Genomic DNA, 19635 nt, shown 5'->3' on the forward strand with positions numbered 1-19635 from the left:
TGATTACAACTGTTACACATTGATCTATATGTGAACAATCCCGTGATACCGGCGGCTGGATTGCCGCCTTATTCCGGGAGAAAGACCTATCAAGACTTCGCTGGATCTGGCAGCTATCGCTGTTGTCTGTGGCATTCTGCCGTTATTGGTATTGCCACAATTGCCCGATGGATTAACAACTCTGGGGGCTGTTTTACCTGCCAGCCTGATGCTGCGTTTCCGCTGGGCGATATGTCAATTTATTGGCTGGTGGGCCCTGAGCTTTCTGTGGGCGGTCTTCTGCGCCGGGCAGTTGGTAGCGCAAGTGGAATGGTTGAGTCGTGGGTCGGAAGTGACGGCGGTGGTACAGGTTGGCAGTGTAACTTTGGTACCTGCAGCAAGTAAACAAACGGTGATGAACATCGAACAGGTTAATGGACGCTGGCTAATGCCATCTATTGCCTTTACTACCCTCTGGCAGCCTGAAGAGCCAAGACTGTGCGCCGGACAACGTTGGGAACTTCAGCTGCGTCTGAGGCCTATGCACGGCACGCTCAATGAGGGGGGATTCGACAGTCAACGCTGGGCGATGGCGCAACGTCAACCGCTGACAGCGAAGGTAAGACGCGCGAGGCTGCTTGAGGGAAGTTGCAACTGGCGGCAGCGTATTATCAGCCATGCCGAGAGCAACATCGGTGACCTGCGCTATAAATCGGTGTTGCTGGCTCTGGCTTTTGGCGAAAGAACCTCGCTGGACCCGGCATTACGCACTCTGATGCTGAAAACCGGCATTGCACACCTCATGGCCATTTCAGGCCTTCATGTGGCTATGGCGGCGATATTGATCTGGGCGACGCTACGAGCGGTTCAACGGCTATTACCTGCGCATCTCATCGGCTACCGTTTCCCACTGTTAGCAGGTTGGCTAGGCACCTTGATGTATGTTTGGTTGGCTGGTGCACAACCTCCGGCGGTGCGCACTGCCCTGGCGCTGACGTTATGGATGCTGCTGCGTTTACGCGGTGTCCACTGTAGTTCCTGGCAGGTGTGGCTGTGGTGCGTGGCCCTTATTCTGATTTGCGATCCGCTATCGGTGTTGTCAGACAGTTTCTGGCTCTCGGTGCTGGCGGTTGCCTGCCTTATTTTCTGGTTCGAATGGGTGCCGTTAAGTGCCCGTTTTCGTTCCGCCTGGTACTGGGCGCCTGTGCGCTGGCTGCATATCCAGTTCGGTATCACCTTATTACTGGTGCCTATGCAGGCCGCTTTGTTTCTCGGCCTGACGTTAACTTCTATGCCAGCCAATCTGTGGGCGGTACCCGTCGTTTCACTGGTGACGGTTCCTGTTATTTTGGTCGCGGTTCTTTGCGGCACCTGGCCGATATTGAGCGGTGGGTTATGGTGGTTAGCGAATTTGACGCTGCTTGCGGTATTTATGCCGTTGCATTATTTGCAGCGGGGTTGGGTTGATCTCGGTTCGGCATCCTTGGCTGTCAGTATCGCCGGTTGGCTACTGGTGGTTTTTTGGCGTTTTCACTGGTGGTTGCACTATGCATCGGGGCTGGCAACGTTGGCGGTGTGTTGCCTGCTGTGGCGTGAAAGAGAACCGCCATACCGCTGGCGTGTCGATATGCTTGATGTTGGACATGGATTAGCGACAGTGATTGAAAAAAACGGGCAGGCAATCGTGTATGATACCGGACCCCGTTGGGGGGCAGGCAGTGCCGCAGGACGGAATATCTTGCCATTTCTTAACTGGCGAGGACTGTCTGTGGAGCAAATCATTCTTAGTCATGATCATCTGGATCACACAGGTGGTCTTGACGAGATACAACGTGCATTTCCACAAGCGACGGTAAGGAGCCCAGGGTTTGGTGCGGGGCATTTACCTTGCGTCGCGGGGGAGCGCTGGGAGTGGCAAGCGCTTCAGTTTCACGTATTGTGGCCGCCGAAGGCGGTAAAAATGGCGGGAAATGACGATTCATGTGTTATCCGCATCGATGATGGGAAATACAGCCTATTGTTGACGGGAGATGCAGAAAAAAGGGCGGAGACACAGTTGGTTCGAGAGCAACGCCATTCGTTGCCCGCTACGGTGCTGCAGGTGCCGCACCATGGCAGCAAAACGTCATCCACAGCGCCGTTTTTACGTGCGGTGGCACCGGTGGCGGCAATCGCGTCGGCATCTCGCTACAATAAATGGCGATTACCTGCTGCTAAGGTCGTCACCCGATATCGGGAAAATGGCATCGCATGGCACGATACTTCACGCTCAGGTCAGTTATCCGTACTTTTTTTCGACAACAATTGGCAAATTAAAGGCTTTCGTGAACAATTAATGCCCCGTTGGTACCATCAGCGGTTTGGCGTAGAGGGTGATAATGAGTAAAATAGGCCGCTATTTCTTCCGATGCTGGTATTTGCATGATGAATGATAAAGATCTCTCCACCTGGCAGACTTTCCGTCGCCTCTGGCCGATGATCACACCTTTTAAGACCGGGCTGATTGTGGCCGCCATTGCGTTAGTACTGAACGCGGCTAGCGACGCCTTTATGTTGTCTTTGCTTAAACCTTTATTGGATGACGGTTTTGGGAAAACAGAAAGCAGCATCCTGCTGTGGATGCCGCTGGCTGTTATTGGTTTGATGGTTTTGCGCGGGGCAACGGGCTTTGTTTCCAGCTACTGTATTTCATGGGTTTCCGGCATGGTGGTGATGCACATGCGTCGCCGATTGTTCGGTCACATGATGCGGATGCCGGTTTCCTTCTTTGATCAGCAGTCTACGGGGACCTTGTTGTCGCGAATCACCTATGATTCCGAGCAGGTGGCGTCATCATCTTCCAGTGCGTTGGTGACCGTGGTGCGTGAAGGGGCGTCGATCATCGCGCTGTTCACCATGATGTTCTACTACAGCTGGCAACTGTCGGTGATCCTGATCGTACTGGCGCCGATTGTTTCTATTGCAATCCGCATCGTTTCCAAACGCTTCCGTAATATCAGCAAAAACATGCAGAATACGATGGGGCAGGTAACGACCAGTGCCGAGCAGATGCTTAAGGGGCATAAAGAAGTCCTGATCTTTGGCGGCCAGCAGGTTGAAACCGACCGCTTTAACTCCGTCAGTAACCGCATGCGCCAACAGGGCATGAAGCTGGTTTCCGCTTCCTCGATTTCTGACCCGATTATTCAGCTTATCGCCTCTTTGGCATTGGCCTTCGTGCTGTATGCCGCCAGCTTCCCAAGCGTGATGGAAACCCTGACGGCCGGTACTATCACTGTGGTGTTTTCTTCAATGATCGCCCTGATGCGCCCGTTGAAATCACTGACTAACGTCAATGCCCAGTTCCAGCGTGGGATGGCAGCCTGCCAAACGCTCTTCTCTATTCTGGATATGGAGCAGGAAAAAGATACCGGTACCCGAGAAGTTGCGCGGGCGAAAGGCGATATCGAATTCCGTAACGTGACTTTCTTCTACCCAGGTAAAGAAACACCGGCGCTGCGTGATATCAATCTGAGCATTTCAGAAGGTAAAACAGTGGCGTTGGTCGGCCGTTCTGGTTCGGGTAAATCGACCATTGCCAATCTGTTGACGCGTTTTTATGACGTGCAGGAAGGCGAGATCCTGATGGATGGCCACGATCTGCGTGAGTATACATTGGCATCGCTGCGCGACCAGGTTGCACTGGTTTCGCAAAACGTACATTTGTTTAATGACACTATCGCCAACAACATCGCTTACGCGCGTGAAGATCGCTATAGCCGCGAAGAGATTGAAAAGGCCGCCCGCATGGCCTACGCCATGGATTTCATTGAGAAAATGGAAAATGGTCTGGATACGGTTATCGGCGAGAATGGCGTGATGCTGTCTGGCGGCCAACGCCAGCGTATTGCTATCGCCCGTGCTTTGCTGCGTGACTGCCCGATCCTGATTCTTGATGAAGCCACCTCGGCACTGGATACCGAATCGGAACGTGCTATTCAGGCTGCGTTGGATGAATTACAGAAGAACCGCACTTCGTTGGTCATTGCCCACCGCCTGTCAACCATTGAGAAGGCCGATGAAATCCTGGTCGTAGAGGATGGTCGTATCGTGGAGCGTGGTGAGCATGCCGCATTGCTCGAAAAGCAGGGTGCTTATGCCCAGCTTCATCGCATGCAGTTTGGTCAATAATGATTGAGCGCATCTGGTCAGGAAGTTCACTGATCTATCTGCTGCTGTTGCCGCTGTCTTGGTTGTATGGCTTGGTCAGTAGCCTGATTCGACTCAGTTACCGGTGTGGCCTGCGTAAAAGTTGGCGCGCACCGGTGCCGGTCGTGGTGGTGGGGAATCTCACCGCCGGTGGCAATGGCAAAACGCCAATGGTGATCTGGCTGGTGGAGCAATTGCAGCAGCGTGGATACCGGGCGGGTGTGGTTTCGCGCGGCTACGGCGGTAAAGCAGAGGCTTATCCGCTGTTACTTAATGCAGATACCACCACTCAACAGGCAGGTGATGAACCGGTGTTGATTTATCAACGCACCGGTGCGCCAGTCGCTATCTCACCTAAGCGTGCTGAAGCGGTGCAGGCACTCCTTGAGCAGCAACCGCTTGATGTGATCATTACCGATGACGGTTTACAGCATTATGCGTTGCAGCGTGACTTTGAATTGGTTGTCATTGACGGTGTGCGTCGTTTTGGCAACGGTTGGTGGTTGCCTGCGGGCCCGATGCGAGAACGTGCTTCACGCTTGAACAGCGTGGATGCGTTGATTGCCAACGGCGGTGTGGCGCAGCCGGGCGAAATTGCTATGCAGTTGCAGGCGCGTGATGCGGTGAACATCGCCAGCGGTGAGCGCAGGCCAGCCGTTGAACTACCGCATGTGGTGGCAATGGCAGGTATTGGTCATCCACCGCGCTTCTTTGCCACGTTGGAAAAGCTGGGCGTAGATGTCGAAAAAGAAGTGGCGTTTGCCGATCATCAGGAATATCAGCACGCGCCATTGGCGGCACTGATCTCCTCTGGGCAAACATTATTGATGACTGAAAAAGACGCGGTCAAATGCCGTGCTTTTGCCCAGCCCAACTGGTGGTATTTACCGGTCGACGCGGTACTTCCCCCCGAGCAGGCTAAGCAACTGCTGCATCGCGTTGAAAAACTGCTGAAAAAGTAAATCAAACGGCCAGCGCGTGAAGCCCCAGAGCTTGCGCGCAGGTTTCTATCGAGCGCTGCTGCGTTTGTTCATACAACGATAACTCATCGATCACCGCTGCACCCAACGCCGATTCAAACGCCGCTCGGCTTGAGCTCGCGTTGTATTGCGCGTGCCGACTGTCGCCCAGGTTCGACTGGAAAATACCCGCCGCACTGACAGGCAGAAAATCCTCATAGACCAAGGGTTGGAAACGAATGTATTCCTGTGCGATCAGCTGTTCTAACGTGCTGTGGGGATCCAGCGCGTCTTTTGCCGCCAGCCCGCACTCTGTCGGGAAGTAGCGGAACCAAGCCAGCTGTTGTTCACGCAAGGTTGCATAGTCATCGGGAAATGCCTTGAAGTGTTCCACCAGTAACTGATTGTAGCGGTCCGCATTTTTTTCACTGGGGGGGGCCTGTAAAGCATCATTGGTTGCTTGTAACAGGCGATCGTACAGCGCCCGGCCTTTCGTTGTCAGTGCTACACCGCGCTGTTCAATTTCACCGAACCGTGCAGTGTGGTGTCCTGAAACGGCGCGACCATCATGTTCAACAAAGTCGACGTTTTCCTCCAGCGCTTTAAAACTGGTCTGACGCAGAAGAATGGGGCGACGGCGCGGTGGTGGGCCTTCAATGACGGCTTTAGGGGTAATGCCCCGGCTTGGCATAGACTGTTGAACAAGATCTATATCGAGTGTGCGTGGCGTCAAATGGTTAATGTGCGGGCCTTTGAACGCCACTACATCAGCAATCAGGCGGTGCTGGTCGTGCAACTGCTGATATTCGGCTGCGCTGACCGTTGCGCGGCTGTGCCAGCGGAAGGTTTCCAGTGCCTGCTCGACAAATTCATCTGCCTGACTGTTGTCCAATCCGCCCTGAGCTTCTTGTAATACGATCAGTTCCAGCGCCCGTTCAGTAAAGATGCGGCGACGTGCCAACAGCTGTTGCGCCAGTTCGCGCAGCTCTGGGTTTTCAATCAGCTCAAGGCGTAATAATGAGGTGAAAACACGAAAGGGGCTTATCTGCAACGCGTCTTCATGTACCGCACGAAACGCGGTGGAGTGTACCGGGACACCGGCCACGGCCAGATCGTAGTAACCGACAGGTGACATACCCATAACGTTGAACAGCCGCCGCAAGGTGGCTAATTCCTCTGCGGTGCCCACTCGAATAGCACCATGGCGTTCCATAGCCAACCGTTCGATTTCGCCGGTAATTTGTAATTGGTGAGCCAGTGCGGCATCTTCGCGCAGAACCTGTCGGTTAGTTTCCGCCACCAGTTCGAGCAAATCACCATACAGAGGCACCTCTTTCTGGTACATATCTGACATGGCATGGGAGAATCTGGCGCGGATTTCATTCGGTGAGACGAACTGCTGGGCGGTCATGCGCATAGCTCCTTCATTCAGTATAATCTGAAAAATATTATTTTTGACGGTAAAAGTACTGGCTAAACGGCCATCCGCCTTGTTTTCACCTCAAGTTTAGCTATGTGAATTAGCTTTTGTTATAGCTTGGGCAAGCATATTAGATTTTTATGCGTTAGCTCTCATTTGAACAAAGAATAGCGGGCGAAATAGACATCCAGAAGGCAATGAGGCCACGAGTTTTACGTAAAAAAAGATAAATTAATCCATGCACAATCATAGACATAAAAAATTAACCGCAGGAATGATTAAAATAGGGCAATAAACCTCTTGTGCAAATGACGGATTTGTGAGTAAATGCAAGTCGGCCTGTGATGCAGACCTATTTATGTTCGAGTATAGAGTTAAGTAGTTCCTCCCAAAACGTTATCATCTGATTCCGCTTCAAAGACGAACCTTCTAAGTACCTCCCATAAGTAATGTTTCTAAAAACGGCCTAAATTGCCTTATGGCAGGTTTTGTATATATATTTAAAAGGTAAATGTTAATGTCTAAGAAGACTGGTCAGGTTAAGTGGTTCAACGAAAGCAAAGGTTTTGGTTTTATTGAACAGAACGACGGTGGTAAAGATGTATTCGTACACTTCTCCGCAATCGCGACCGACGGTTTCAAAACTCTGGCTGAAGGCCAGCGTGTTGAGTACATCATCCAGGACAGCCCGCGCGGGCCGGCTGCCGCTAACGTTGTTGCTCTGTAAGTAAACAGGGAATAACGTAAAGAGATCTTAATACAACCATGATGAGGCGTTTAGCTGATTCATTGCGGAAGATATTAAGTCCAACAAGCCCGCCATTGTGCGGGTTTTTTAATTTTTGCTCACGAGAGGTTTCTTACGAAAAACTTTAGGATGGGCTGGTAGCGTCCAACAATAATAAAAATGACGTTGTTAAGGATGCTCAAGTAAAAGGATATAAGTTATGTTTAAAAATACTGTGTTACAAATGGGCCGTGTGAAATGGTTTGATCAGGCTGCAGGCTATGGCTTTATTTCACCGGTAGATGGCAGCAACGAAATTTATGTAAGCCGTCGTTCTATCGCCAATACTAAAAATAAATCACTAAACGAAGGTCAGAACGTCGAGTTCTCGATCTATCGCAGCTCTCATGGGCTGTCTGCGGCAGACGTTATCGCGTTCTGACCCATCCCCTTCCTCGCCAGTGCCGGTGCCGCCACCCCAAGCACTGGCGAAGATAAATTTCCCGATATCCACTATTATCAAACGATTGTTTAATCGTTTCGGATTTCAGGATGATTACCCCGGTTATTTCTCTGACTGCCGCCCGCGCACTCCATCTTGCTGCGCAAGGGCTGTTATCCCCAATGAAACGCAAAGCCAAACCCGACGATGTGGTTGCCGCTATTGAGCGTATGGGACTCCTGCAAATCGATACCATCAGTGTGGTCGCGCGTAGCCCTTACCTAGTACTCTTCAGTCGCCTGGGCGACTATCAGCCAGAATGGTTGGAGCAGGCCCTGGCGGGCCGCCGCTTGTTTGAGTATTGGGCGCATGAAGCCTGTTTCTTACCCATTGAAGATTTTGGCCTGTTGCGCCACCGCATGTTGCAGCCGCAGGAGATGGGGTGGAAGTATTCCGAAGAATGGATGCAGGAACACCAGTCGGCAATTGCGTCGCTCTTACGGCATATTGAAACCGTTGGCCCGGTTCGTTCGGCGGATTTCAGTGCAGAGAAAAAAGGAAATAGCGGCTGGTGGGACTGGAAACCGGAAAAGCGCCACCTCGAAATTTTATTCACTGCGGGTAAGTTGATGGTTGCTGAACGGCGCAACTTCCACCGTGTTTACGATTTGACGGAAAGGCTATTGCCGCATTGGGATGATAGCCGACACACGTTATCCACCGAGCATGCGCGGCATGAGATGCTCAGCCGCACCTGTCGCTTCCTGGGGCTCTTCAAGGCCGAATGGTTGGCAGATTACTACCGTTTGAAACGTGTTGCCCCGAAAGCACTGCTGGCGTCGCTACTACAAAAGGGCGATGTGTTACCCGTGTTGATCGACGGCTTGGACGGCGAGTTTTACGTGCACCATTCACTGGCGAAGGAGCTACAACAGGCGGAGCAGGGAACCTTAAAATCCAGCGTGACCACATTACTTTCCCCTTTTGATCCCGTGGTCTGGGACCGTCGCCGTGCGCTGGAACTGTTCAATTTTGACTATCGGCTGGAATGTTATACACCCAAAGAAAAGCGGCAATATGGTTACTTCACGCTGCCTGTATTGCAGCGGGGTGAGTTGATAGGCCGTATTGATGCAAAAATGCATCGTCGGCAAGGTGTCTTTGAAATTATCAGTTTCCATCCGCAGGCCAAGGTTCGTTTTGGTAAACAGCGTGTGCAGGATATCCGACAGGCGATAACGCGCAGTGCAAAATGGCACGGGGCGAAACAGGTTCTGGTGGGTAATATTCCGGCGCAATTGGCCGCTGAGTGGGGAGAAGGCTGGGAGGTGGTATAACGAACGGCACTTTGGGCGTGGGTAAAACGAATTCCAGCACCGCTCGTTACAATGGGGTGCCTCAGTTGCTGAAGTTGGCAAACAGGGCGATGATCTTATGAATACGTTTGACCATGATAAATTTATTTTTGTGATTCAGGTCACAAAATTCTACGCCTGCGTTGAAGGCAATTCAATCCCCTTTGCAGATTAAAAGTGCCCTGGTAAACAGCCGATGATTAACCTGGCGCTTAGCGTTATGCTATCCTCATCCACTTTCCGTACGTTAGATCTCCACCCTGGAGGAAGCATGGACCACCGTTTACTCGAAATCGTTGCCTGCCCGGTCTGCAACGGTAAGCTCTATTTCAATAAAGAAAACCAGGAATTGGTGTGTAAAGTGGATGGCCTGGCCTATCCGCTGCGCGATGGCATTCCCGTCCTGCTGGAAAATGAAGCGCGGGCGCTGTCATTGGATGAGAAACACGCATGAGTTTTATCGCTATTATTCCAGCCCGTTATGCATCAACCCGTTTGCCGGGGAAACCTTTGGCCGACATTCACGGTAAGCCAATGGTGGTGCACGTAATGGAACGTGCACGTGAGTCAGGTGCTAGCCGCGTGATTGTTGCGACCGATCACCCAGCGGTAGCTGATGCGGTTAAAGCGGCAGGTGGTGAAGTTTGCATGACCCGGCCCGACCATAATTCCGGTACCGAACGTCTTGCAGAAGTGATTGAGCACTATGGTTTTAGCGATGACGAAATCATTGTTAATGTCCAGGGTGACGAACCACTGATTCCACCGGTCATTGTACGTCAGGTCGCTGAAAACCTGGCGGGTAGCCAAGCGGGTATGGCGACCCTTGCGGTGCCAATCGACAGCGCAGAAGAAGCGTTTAACCCCAATGCAGTCAAAGTGGTTATGGATGCGCAGGGTTATGCACTCTATTTTTCACGTGCCACTATTCCTTGGGATCGTGAGCGTTTTGCGCAATCCAAAGAAAGCATTGGTGACAGCCTGTTACGCCATATCGGCATTTACGCTTATCGTGCCGGTTTTGTGCGCCGTTATGTCACCTGGGCACCAAGCCAACTTGAGCAGATAGAGTTGCTGGAACAGTTGCGGGTGCTTTGGTATGGTGAAAAAATCCACGTAGCGGTTGCCAAAGCAGTGCCAACAGTGGGTGTTGATACACCGGAAGATCTGCAGCGCGTGCGCGACAGTATCAAAGGCTGAGCATTGAACGTCGGCGCGTCACACAGCGCGTCGGCGGTATAATTTACCTTCTTATATCCCCATTTTGTTGATCTGCGTTGAAGAATTTTTCTGCTCACCGTTCGATGATATCAGCGTCTCTTCTTTTCCTCTTGAGGCCATTTTCATATGGAGCAGTTACGCGCCGAACTGAGTATTGTGCTGGGTGAACCGATCAGCCGACTGGAACGCGTTAGCGAACAGCCTTATGCACACATGTATTCGCTGTATGACCAACAAGGCCATGCGATCCCGCTAATGGCAAAAAGCTTTGTCTGTCAGGGTGTCGCCCAACAAGAGTCTTACAAGTTATCGATGCTGTCCCGGGAAGGGGATATTCGCCTGCCGACGGTGTATGGCGTGGTCTATACCCATCAAGCGCCCTATAAAGAAATCTTGTTGATCGAACGGTTACGTGGCGTATCTGCAGAAGCACCAACGCGTACGCCGAACCGGTGGAATACGTTAATGGAACAGATTGTCGATGGTGTGTTGGCCTGGCACCGTATCGACAGTCATGGCTGCGTCGGTACGGTTGACAGCACCCAGGAAAATGATTGGTTTTGCTGGTATCAACAGCGGATAGAGGTGTTGTGGTCGACAGTCTGCAATCTTAACTCGCCACAGTTGACCATGGCCGATCGCCGTTTGTTGTACCGTACGCGCGAAGCACTGACCCATTTTTTTGTCGGATTCGACGATCCCTGCGTGCTGGTGCACGGTAACCTGTCGTTGCGCAGCATGCTGAAAGATCCGAAAAGTGACCAGCTGTTGGCAATGCTGAACCCGGGAATGATGCTGTGGGCTCCACGTGAATATGAGTTATTCCGGCTGTGTGAGGCAGGGATGCCAAGTCAGCTCTTGTTCTATTATTTGCAACGGGCACCGGTTGCGGAGTCCTTCCTGGCACGGCGTTGGTTGTATGTCGTGTGGGAAGCGATTGGGCGGTTAGTCCATACCGGCAAGCTTGAGCGACAACCCTTCGATTATGCCTCAAAACAGCTGTTGCCCTGGCTTGCCGGTTAAGGCCCGTTAGTCGACAGAAACCTCATCGGCTCCTTTCAGCCACTGCCACAGGCTGCCCAGCGTTTCATACCAGGCACGCTCGCTGTGGCCGAGGAACATCGCCGACGGCACGACGCGATCCCAAATGTTCAAACGCGAGCTGATGGCCAACTGATTGGCCGGTGCCGGAATCGGGTGAAGCCCCTTGGCTTCAAAGAAACGCATGGCCCTTGGCAAATGGTTAGCCGATGTCACTAAAATAAACGGCTGCTGACCCACCAGTTTAGATACCTGTGATGCCTCCTGCTCTGTATCCATCGGACGATCCAACAACACAATGTCGCTGTTCGGCACACCCAGACTTTCCGCGACGCGCGCTGCCGTCGCCGCGTTGCTCAAGGTATGCGGGCCACCGGCCCCGGTGAACACCATTTTCGCTCCAGGGTGCGCGAGGTATAAACGCACACCTTCTGTTACCCTCGGCAGGCTATTGCCGATCAGATTGGAGCTTGGTGCCCAGTCCGGGTTAAAGGTATAGCCACCCCCCAGTACCACGATATAGTTTACCGGGTCAGTGCCGCGATAGGTGACATACTCTGACTCTATGGGCCGTAACAGCCTATCGGCCACGGGCTGCAGGCTGAAAAGCAATAAAAACAGCCAGCTCAGCGTCAAAATGACCCTGCCGCTTTTTTGCCAACGAGTGAACCAGAGCAGTAACAGCGCCAGTCCCATGAGCAGCAGCAGCGCAGGTAACGGCATTAAAATGGCGCCAATGAACTTTTTCAGGTTAAAGAGCATCAAAAATCAGGTCCTTTTGGGCGAAAAAACGACATCTGGGCACAATCAGGCCGCAAGAAGATTCATTCTAAGCCAGTCTGTGCCAAAATAGCAGGTTTGAATGGGCTGGCACTTTGCCCCCAGAAGAATAAGAACAGCGGAGCCGTAGTCCATGCAGGATCGCAATTTTGACGATATTGCTGAAAAGTTTGCGCGTAATATTTACGGCACCACTAAAGGTAAAATCCGCCAGGCCGTGGTCTGGCAGGATCTGACCACGCTGCTGGCCCAGTTGCCGCAGCGGCCGCTGCGCATTCTGGATGCCGGCGGTGGCGAAGGCCATATGGCCTGCCAACTGGCAGAATTAGGACATCAGGTGTTGTTGTGCGATCTTTCTGGTGAGATGATCCAACGCGCCGCGTCGCTGGCTGAGCAGAAAGGTGTGAGCCAGAACATGCAATTCATACAAAGTTCTGCGCAGGACATTGGCCAACACTTGGAACAGCCGGTTGATCTGATATTGTTTCATGCGGTGCTTGAATGGATCGCTGAACCTGAGGCAGCTTTACAGGCATTGTCTGACTGCTTGTTACCAGGCGGTGCGCTGTCATTGATGTTCTTTAATGCTAATGGCCTCTTGATGCGTAACGTGGTGTTGGGTAATTTCCAACTGGTGAACCCAGAGGTCAGAAGGCGCAGAAAGCGTTCGTTGTCACCACAGTATCCGCATAGCCCGCCACAGGTGTATGGCTGGCTGGAACAGTTGGGCATGCGCATCAGCGGCAAAACCGGGGTGCGGGTGTTCCACGATTATCTGCAGAGTAGGCAGCTTCAGACACAAAAATTTGAAGAGCTATTGGCGCTTGAACAGCACTATTGCCGGCAGGAGCCGTACGTGAGTTTGGGGCGCTATATTCACGTCATGGCGCATAAACCAAACCTGAAGGACGAACTATGAGTGAATTTTCCCAGACAGTACCCGAACTGGTCGCCTGGGCACGGAAAAATGATTTCTCTATTTCGCTCCCTACGGAGCGTCTCGCGTTTTTGCTCGCTATTGCCACATTAAATGGCGAGCGGCTGGACGGCGAGATGAGCGAAGGTGAGCTGGTTGATGCATTTCGCCATGTCAGCAAAGGTTTCGAACAGACGCATGAAACGGTGGCAGTCCGTGCCAACAATGCGATTAACGACATGGTGCGCCAGCGCCTGTTAAACCGCTTTACCAGCGAACTGGCAGACGGCAATGCGATTTACCGTCTGACGCCGCTGGGCATAGGTATTACTGATTACTATATCCGTCAGCGCGAATTCTCTACGCTGCGTTTGTCGATGCAGCTATCGATCGTCGCGCAGGAACTGAAACGTGCTGCCGATGCCGCCGAAGAGGGTGGCGATGATTTCCACTGGCACCGCAACGTGTTTGCACCGTTAAAATATTCAGTGGCAGAAATATTCGACAGCATCGACATGACCCAGCGGGTGATGGATGAGCAACAGCAAGGCGTGAAAGAGGATATCGCAGCCTTGCTGAATCAGGATTGGCGTGCAGCGATCTCCAGCTGTGAAATGCTACTGTCCGAGACCTCGGGCACCTTACGTGAACTGCAAGATACGCTGGAAGCGGCGGGCGACAAGCTGCAAGCCAACCTGCTGCGCATTCAGGATGCAACGCTCGGTGGGGCTGAGCTAGGTTTTGTCGACAAACTGGTGTTTGATCTGCAAAGCAAGCTCGACCGCATTATCAGTTGGGGGCAACAGGCAATTGACCTGTGGATCGGCTACGACCGCCACGTGCATAAATTTATCCGTACCGCTATCGATATGGATAAAAACCGTGTGTTCGCACAGCGCCTGCGTCAGTCGGTACAAAATTATTTCGATAATCCATGGACGCTGACCCATGCCAACGCCGATCGCCTGCTGGATATGCGTGACGAAGAACTGGCGTTGCGCAGTGAGGAAGTGACCGGAGAATTGCCGCCGGATCTGGAATTTGAAGAATTCAGCGAAATCCGCGAACAGCTGGCGGCGATGATCGAACAAGCGTTGAAAATTTATCAGGAACAACAGATGCCGCTCAATTTAGGGGCGGTAATGCGCGATTATCTGGCGCAATATCCGCGAGCTCGTCACTTTGACGTGGCTCGTTTAGTGGTCGACCAGGCAGTGCGCCTTGGTGTGGCTGAAGCAGATTTTTCAGGGTTGCCGGCGCAATGGCAGGCAATCAATGATTACGGAGCCAAGGTCCAGGCCCATGTCATCGACAAATATTGAACAAGTAATGCCAGTTAAGCTGGCCAAGGCATTGTCTAACTCGCTGTTCCCGGCGCTGGACAGCCAACTGCGTGCGGGTCGTCACATCGGTATCGATGAACTGGACAACCACGCTTTCTTAATGGATTTCCAGGATGAACTGGAAGAGTTTTATGCCCGCTACAGCGTGGAGTTGATCCGGGCGCCGGAAGGGTTCTTCTACCTACGCCCACGTTCCACGACGTTGATCCCGCGTTCGGTGTTGTCTGAGCTGGATATGATGGTGGGCAAAATCCTGTGCTATCTCTACCTCAGCCCGGAACGTTTGGCGCATGAAGGGATATTCAGCCATCAGGAACTGTACGACGAGTTATTGAGCCTGGCCGACGAAACCAAATTGCTGAAATTCGTTAACCAACGTTCCACGGGGTCGGATCTCGATCGTCAGAAACTGCACGAGAAAGTGCGTACGTCACTGAACCGCCTGCGTCGCCTGGGCATGATCTATTTTATGGGCAGCGACAGCAACAAGTTCCGCATCACGGAGGCGGTATTCCGCTTTGGTGCAGACGTGCGTAGTGGTGACGATCCGCGTGAAGCGCAGTTGCGTATGATTCGTGACGGCGAAGCTATGCCGGTTGAGAACAGCCTGTCGCTGAATGATGAAAGCGATGCTGAAGACTCGCAGCTTGATAACACTCCGGACAGTGCAGAGGATGAACAGGAATGATTGAACGCGGTAAATTTCGCTCGCTGACGCTGGTCAACTGGAACGGTTTTTTCGCCCGCACCTTTGATCTCGATGAGTTGGTGACCACGCTGTCTGGCGGTAACGGGGCAGGGAAATCCACCACCATGGCGGCTTTCGTCACTGCGTTGATTCCTGATTTGACGCTGTTGCACTTCCGTAATACCACCGAAGCCGGTGCTACTAGCGGGTCACGCGATAAAGGCTTGCACGGTAAGCTACGCGCGGGGGTGTGTTATTCCACCCTCGACGTGATCAACTCGCGTCATCAACGCGTTGTGGTTGGTGTGCGTCTGCAGCAGGTAGCAGGGCGCGATCGCAAGGTGGATATCAAGCCGTTCACCATCCAGGGGCTGCCAACGGCGGTACAGCCTACGGAGCTGCTGACCCAAACGGTTGGCGAACGCCAGGCTCGTGTGTTGACGCTGCAGGAACTGAAAGAGCGCGTTGAAGAGATGGAAGGCGTGCAGTTCAAGCAGTTCAACTCCATTACCGACTATCACTCATTAATGTTCGATTTGGGCGTGATCCCCAAACGTCTGCGTTCATCGTCAGATCGCAGTAAGTTTTATCGCCTGATCGAGGCCTCACTGTATGGCGGTATTTCCAGCGCCATCACCCGCTCGTTACGTGACTATTTGTTGCCGGAAAACAGCGGCGTGCGCAAGGCATTCCAGGACATGGAAGCGGCGTTGCGTGAAAACCGCATGACGCTGGAAGCAATCCGCGTTACCCAGACTGACCGTGATCTTTTCAAACACCTGATTTCCGAAGCCACATCCTACGTGGCGGCTGACTATATGCGTCATGCCAATGAACGCCGCATCCATTTGGACGGCGCGTTGGCGTTGCGCAGCGATCTGCTGGGCAGCCGCAAACAGCTGGCAGCCGAGCAATATCGCCATGTGGAAATGGCGCGTGAACTGGCGGAGCAGAGCGGTGCGGAATCCGATCTGGAAACCGATTACCAGGCCGCCAGCGATCACTTGAATCTGGTGCAGACGGCGATGCGTCAGCAGGAAAAGATCGAGCGCTATGAAGGCGATCTGGAAGAGCTGACCTACCGACTGGAAGAACAGAACGAAGTGGTGGCAGAGGCCAGTGAGCAGCAGGCCGAAAACGAAGCGCGTGCCGAGGCCGCCGAACTGGAGGTGGATGAGCTGAAAAGCCAGCTCGCTGACTACCAGCAGGCGTTGGACGTGCAGCAGACCCGCGCCATTCAATACCAGCAGGCGTTGCAGGCGCTGGAACGTGCTCGTGCCCTGTGCCAACTGCCGGAACTGAGTGCCGAGAATGCGGAAGAGTGGCTCGATACTTTCCAGGCTCGTGAGCAGGAAGCGACGGAAGCGTTGCTGATGCTGGAGCAGAAACTGAGCGTAGCCGACGCCGCACACGGCCAGTTTGAACAAGCCTATCAGCTGGTAGGCAAAATTGCCGGTCAGGTCAGCCGTAGCGAAGCCTGGCAGTGTGCGCGTGAGTTACTGCGCGACTGGCCTTCACAGCAACACCTTGCCGAGCGCGTGCAGCCGTTGCGCATGCGTTTGAGTGAGCTGGAACAGCGTTTACGTTCTCAGCAGGACGCCGAACGTCTGTTGCAAGAATTCTGCAAGCGTCATGGCCAGCAGTATCAACCGGACGATCTTGAGGCACTGCAGCAAGAACTGGAAGAGCGTCTGGAATCCTTGTCGCAAAGCGTCAGTGATGCTGGCGAACGCCGGATGGAAATGCGCCAGGAACTGGAGCAAATCCAACAGCGTATCCGCGAACTCACTGCCCGTGCCCCAATCTGGTTGGCAGCGCAGGATTCACTGAGTCAACTCAGTGAGCAAAGTGGCGAAGCGCTTGAAAGCAGCCAGCAAGTCACCGAGTACATGCAGCAATTGCTGGAGCGCGAGCGTGAAACCACGGTAGAGCGTGACGAGGTCGCGGCAGGCAAGCGTGCCGTTGAAGCGCAGATCGAACGTCTCAGCCAGCCAGGCGGTGCCGAAGATCAGCGTCTGGTTACGTTGGCCGAACGTTTTGGCGGCGTATTGCTCTCTGAAATCTATGACGATGTCACCATCGATGATGCACCTTACTTCTCCGCGCTGTATGGTCCGTCACGCCATGCGATCGTGGTGCCGGATTTGTCGCTGGTGCGCGAGATGTTGGAAGGTCTGGAAGACTGCCCGGAAGATCTCTACTTGATCGAAGGGGATCCTCAGTCATTTGATGACAGCGTCTTTGCGGTCGAAGAGCAAGACAGGGCGGTGTTGGTGAAAACCGCTGAGCGCCAGTGGCGCTACTCGCGTTATCCGGACGTGCCGTTGTTTGGCCGCGCCGCACGTGAGAACCGCCTGGAAGTGCTGCATGGTGAACGGGAAAAACTGGCAGAGCGTTACGCGACGTTGTCTTTCGACGTGCAGAAGACCCAGCGTTCACATCAGGCCTTCAGCCGTTTCATTGGTTCCCATCTGGCAGTGGCATTTGACGCCGATCCAGAGGCGGAAATCCGTGGCCTCACGACACGCCGTGGGGAAATCGAACGCGCTCTGAATAACCATGAGGCACAGAATCAACAACAACGTCAGCAATATGATCAGGCGAAAGAGGGCATCTCTGCGCTGAATCGCCTGATGCCGCTGGTTTCATTGTTAAACGATGAAACCTTGCAGGATCGCGTTGAGGAAATCCGTGAAGAATTGGAAGAGGCGCAGGATGCTGCACGCCATATCCAGCAGCACGGTGTTTCACTGACCAAGCTGGAACCGCTGTTGTCGGTGTTGCAGAGCGATCCGCAACAGCACGAACAGTTGCAGCAGGATTACACTCAGGCACAGAGCGTACAGCGCCAGGCCAAACAGCAGGCGTTTGCCCTGACTGAAGTGGTACAGCGTCGTGCACACTTCAGCTATACCGATTCTGCCGGTATGCAAAATGCCAACAACGATTTGAATGACAAGCTGCGCCAACGTTTGGAACACGCGGAAGCGGAACGTACCCGCGCCCGTGAACAGCTGCGTCAGTATCAGACTCAATTTACCCAGTACAGCCAGGTGTTGGCGTCGCTTAAAAGCTCGTATGACGCTAAGCGCGATATGCTCAAAGAATTGAGCCAGGAGCTGGTGGACATTGGCGTGCAGGCGGATGCCAATGCCGAAGCGCGCGCACGTGCGCGTCGTGATGAATTACATGCCGGTCTGAGCAACAACCGTGCGCGGCGTAATCAGTTGGAAAAGCAACTGACCTTCTGCGAAGCGGAAATGGACAGCCTGCAGAAGAAACTGCGCAAGCTTGAGCGGGATTATTATCAGCTGCGTGAGCAGGTCGTCACTGCCAAAGCGGGCTGGTGCGCGGTCATGCGCATGGTGAAAGACAACGGGGTTGAACGTCGTCTGCATCGTCGTGAACTGGCCTATATGGACGGCGACGAGCTGCGTTCAATGTCGGATAAGGCTCTTGGTGCATTGCGTCTGGCGGTGTCGGATAACGAACACCTGCGTGATGTACTGCGTCTTTCTGAAGATCCTAAGCGCCCAGAACGCAAGATTCAGTTCTATATCGCGGTATACCAACATCTGCGTGAGCGTATTCGTCAGGACATCATCCGTACCGACGACCCGGTTGAAGCCATCGAACAGATGGAGATTGAACTGGGCCGCCTGACGGAAGAATTGACGGCACGTGAGCAGAAGCTGGCGATCAGTTCCAAGAGCGTGGCGAACATCATTCGCAAAACGATCCAGCGTGAACAAAACCGTATCCGCATGCTCAACCAGGGTTTGCAGGCGGTATCCTTCGGGCAGGTGAAAAGCGTACGACTGAACGTCAACGTGCGTGAGGCGCATGCGACTCTTTTGGATGTGCTTTCCGAACAGCAGGAACAACATCAGGATCTGTTCAACAGCAACCGCCTGACCTTCTCCGAAGCGTTGGCCAAGTTGTATCAACGTCTGAATCCACAGATTGATATGGGGCAACGCACGCCGCAAACTATTGGCGAAGAGTTGCTGGATTACCGTAACTACCTGGAACTGGAAGTGGAAGTCTTCCGCGGCTCCGATGGTTGGTTGCGTGCTGAGAGTGGTGCGCTGTCAACCGGGGAAGCGATCGGTACCGGGATGTCGATTTTGGTGATGGTCGTGCAGAGCTGGGAAGAAGAGTCCCGTCGCCTGCGCGGTAAAGATATTTCCCCATGTCGCCTGCTGTTCCTCGACGAAGCTGCGCGACTGGATGCCAAATCCATCGCGACGTTGTTTGAGTTGTGCGATCGTCTGGAAATGCAGCTGATCATCGCGGCACCGGAAAACATCAGCCCGGAAAAAGGCACGACGTATAAGTTGGTGCGTAAGGTGTTCCAGAACCATGAACACGTACATGTCGTGGGGCTGCGCGGTTTCGCTAACGAGCCGCCTGCGTTAGGCGTCACTGCGGCAGAAACGCCGTAAACGGAGAAAAGCCCACTAATAATCTGAAAATAGCCGCCTTGGGGTGGCTATTTTTTTGTGCGCATGGATGATGGTCCTGCTTTTTTATCCGTTTAAAACCGGGTAGCTTAATGAAATAACAGTTATTCATA

The 19635-nt window shown here is 53.2% G+C and carries 15 protein-coding genes; 13 read left to right on the forward strand and 2 right to left on the reverse strand.

Going from position 1 to position 19635, the window contains the following annotated elements:
- The first annotated feature begins 88 nt into the window (after nt 1-88).
- The 3 genes from JOE25_RS02390 to lpxK are packed head-to-tail and all read left to right on the forward strand — an operon-like array spanning nt 89 to nt 5129.
- Nucleotides 89-2365: a ComEC family protein gene (locus JOE25_RS02390; protein WP_314587358.1), complete on the forward strand. Its 2277-nt coding sequence runs from the start codon at nt 89-91 to the stop codon at nt 2363-2365.
- 35 nt (nt 2366-2400) lie between these two features.
- Entirely contained in the window at nt 2401-4149 is a 1749-nt protein-coding gene (gene msbA, locus JOE25_RS02395; protein WP_209632566.1) for a lipid A ABC transporter ATP-binding protein/permease MsbA, read from the forward strand.
- Entirely contained in the window at nt 4149-5129 is a 981-nt protein-coding gene (gene lpxK / locus JOE25_RS02400; protein ID WP_209632567.1) for a tetraacyldisaccharide 4'-kinase, read from the forward strand. Before msbA ends, lpxK begins: the two co-directional genes overlap by 1 nt.
- 1 nt (nt 5130) lies before the next feature.
- On the opposite strand, the gene JOE25_RS02405 is transcribed toward lpxK, so the two are convergent.
- Nucleotides 5131-6537: a VOC family protein gene (locus tag JOE25_RS02405; protein ID WP_209632568.1), complete on the reverse strand. Its 1407-nt coding sequence runs from the start codon at nt 6535-6537 to the stop codon at nt 5131-5133.
- A gap of 526 nt (nt 6538-7063) precedes the next feature.
- Here JOE25_RS02405 and JOE25_RS02410 point away from each other — a divergent pair.
- From JOE25_RS02410 to JOE25_RS02435, 6 genes are all read left to right on the forward strand, one after another.
- The gene (locus tag JOE25_RS02410; RefSeq protein ID WP_209632569.1) at nt 7064-7273 is read left to right on the forward strand and encodes a cold-shock protein; all 210 of its coding nucleotides are present in this window, start codon (nt 7064-7066) and stop codon (nt 7271-7273) included.
- A 220-nt stretch (nt 7274-7493) separates the two neighbouring features.
- Complete coding sequence (locus tag JOE25_RS02415; protein ID WP_209632570.1) at nt 7494-7715, forward strand: cold-shock protein; 222 nt, start codon at nt 7494-7496, stop codon at nt 7713-7715.
- Between the two features lie 110 nt (nt 7716-7825).
- Nucleotides 7826-9052, forward strand: coding sequence for a winged helix-turn-helix domain-containing protein (locus JOE25_RS02420; protein ID WP_209632571.1), 1227 nt, complete (start codon nt 7826-7828; stop codon nt 9050-9052).
- Between the two features lie 289 nt (nt 9053-9341).
- Complete coding sequence (locus tag JOE25_RS02425) at nt 9342-9524, forward strand: Trm112 family protein (RefSeq protein WP_006320791.1); 183 nt, start codon at nt 9342-9344, stop codon at nt 9522-9524.
- A complete protein-coding gene (kdsB, locus tag JOE25_RS02430) occupies nt 9521-10270 on the forward strand; it encodes a 3-deoxy-manno-octulosonate cytidylyltransferase (RefSeq protein ID WP_209632572.1) in 750 nt (249 codons plus the stop codon). The genes JOE25_RS02425 and kdsB overlap by 4 nt, the downstream gene beginning before the upstream one ends.
- 147 nt (nt 10271-10417) lie before the next feature.
- Entirely contained in the window at nt 10418-11314 is an 897-nt protein-coding gene (locus JOE25_RS02435; RefSeq protein ID WP_209632573.1) for a YcbJ family phosphotransferase, read from the forward strand.
- Between the two features lie 6 nt (nt 11315-11320).
- Here JOE25_RS02435 and elyC read toward each other — a convergent pair whose 3' ends face one another.
- Nucleotides 11321-12094 carry an envelope biogenesis factor ElyC gene (gene elyC / locus JOE25_RS02440; RefSeq protein ID WP_209634155.1) on the reverse strand — a complete coding sequence of 258 codons (774 nt, stop codon included), beginning with the start codon at nt 12092-12094 and terminating at the stop codon, nt 11321-11323.
- Between the two features lie 151 nt (nt 12095-12245).
- Here elyC and cmoM point away from each other — a divergent pair, with 151 nt between their 5' ends.
- The 4 genes from cmoM to mukB are packed head-to-tail and all read left to right on the forward strand — an operon-like array spanning nt 12246 to nt 19504.
- The gene (gene cmoM, locus JOE25_RS02445) at nt 12246-13031 is read left to right on the forward strand and encodes a tRNA uridine 5-oxyacetic acid(34) methyltransferase CmoM (protein WP_037421971.1); all 786 of its coding nucleotides are present in this window, start codon (nt 12246-12248) and stop codon (nt 13029-13031) included.
- Nucleotides 13028-14350, forward strand: a complete 1323-nt coding sequence (mukF, locus tag JOE25_RS02450) for a chromosome partition protein MukF (protein ID WP_209632574.1) — start codon at nt 13028-13030, stop codon at nt 14348-14350. Before cmoM ends, mukF begins: the two co-directional genes overlap by 4 nt.
- The gene (gene mukE / locus JOE25_RS02455; protein ID WP_209632575.1) at nt 14331-15059 is read left to right on the forward strand and encodes a chromosome partition protein MukE; all 729 of its coding nucleotides are present in this window, start codon (nt 14331-14333) and stop codon (nt 15057-15059) included. Before mukF ends, mukE begins: the two co-directional genes overlap by 20 nt.
- Nucleotides 15056-19504, forward strand: coding sequence for a chromosome partition protein MukB (gene mukB / locus JOE25_RS02460; protein ID WP_209632576.1), 4449 nt, complete (start codon nt 15056-15058; stop codon nt 19502-19504). The genes mukE and mukB overlap by 4 nt, the downstream gene beginning before the upstream one ends.
- The last annotated feature ends 131 nt before the right edge of the window (nt 19505-19635 follow it).

It is taken from the genome of Serratia sp. PL17, from assembly GCF_017832355.1.
Classification (GTDB): Bacteria; Pseudomonadota; Gammaproteobacteria; order Enterobacterales; family Enterobacteriaceae; genus Serratia.

What these genes read in the sequence shown, in the direction of transcription:
- msbA (WP_209632566.1), top strand. Translation starts at nt 2,401, where the DNA reads ATGATGAATGATAAAGATCTCTCCACCTGGCAGACTTTCCGTCGCCTC.
- mukF (WP_209632574.1), top strand. Translation starts at nt 13,028, where the DNA reads ATGAGTGAATTTTCCCAGACAGTACCCGAACTGGTCGCCTGGGCACGG.
- JOE25_RS02435 (WP_209632573.1), top strand. Translation starts at nt 10,418, where the DNA reads ATGGAGCAGTTACGCGCCGAACTGAGTATTGTGCTGGGTGAACCGATC.
- elyC (WP_209634155.1), bottom strand. Translation starts at nt 12,094, where the DNA reads ATGCTCTTTAACCTGAAAAAGTTCATTGGCGCCATTTTAATGCCGTTA.
- lpxK (WP_209632567.1), top strand. Translation starts at nt 4,149, where the DNA reads ATGATTGAGCGCATCTGGTCAGGAAGTTCACTGATCTATCTGCTGCTG.
- cmoM (WP_037421971.1), top strand. Translation starts at nt 12,246, where the DNA reads ATGCAGGATCGCAATTTTGACGATATTGCTGAAAAGTTTGCGCGTAAT.
- JOE25_RS02405 (WP_209632568.1), bottom strand. Translation starts at nt 6,537, where the DNA reads ATGACCGCCCAGCAGTTCGTCTCACCGAATGAAATCCGCGCCAGATTC.
- JOE25_RS02420 (WP_209632571.1), top strand. Translation starts at nt 7,826, where the DNA reads ATGATTACCCCGGTTATTTCTCTGACTGCCGCCCGCGCACTCCATCTT.
- JOE25_RS02410 (WP_209632569.1), top strand. Translation starts at nt 7,064, where the DNA reads ATGTCTAAGAAGACTGGTCAGGTTAAGTGGTTCAACGAAAGCAAAGGT.
- mukB (WP_209632576.1), top strand. Translation starts at nt 15,056, where the DNA reads ATGATTGAACGCGGTAAATTTCGCTCGCTGACGCTGGTCAACTGGAAC.
- JOE25_RS02415 (WP_209632570.1), top strand. Translation starts at nt 7,494, where the DNA reads ATGTTTAAAAATACTGTGTTACAAATGGGCCGTGTGAAATGGTTTGAT.
- JOE25_RS02425 (WP_006320791.1), top strand. Translation starts at nt 9,342, where the DNA reads ATGGACCACCGTTTACTCGAAATCGTTGCCTGCCCGGTCTGCAACGGT.
- mukE (WP_209632575.1), top strand. Translation starts at nt 14,331, where the DNA reads ATGTCATCGACAAATATTGAACAAGTAATGCCAGTTAAGCTGGCCAAG.
- kdsB (WP_209632572.1), top strand. Translation starts at nt 9,521, where the DNA reads ATGAGTTTTATCGCTATTATTCCAGCCCGTTATGCATCAACCCGTTTG.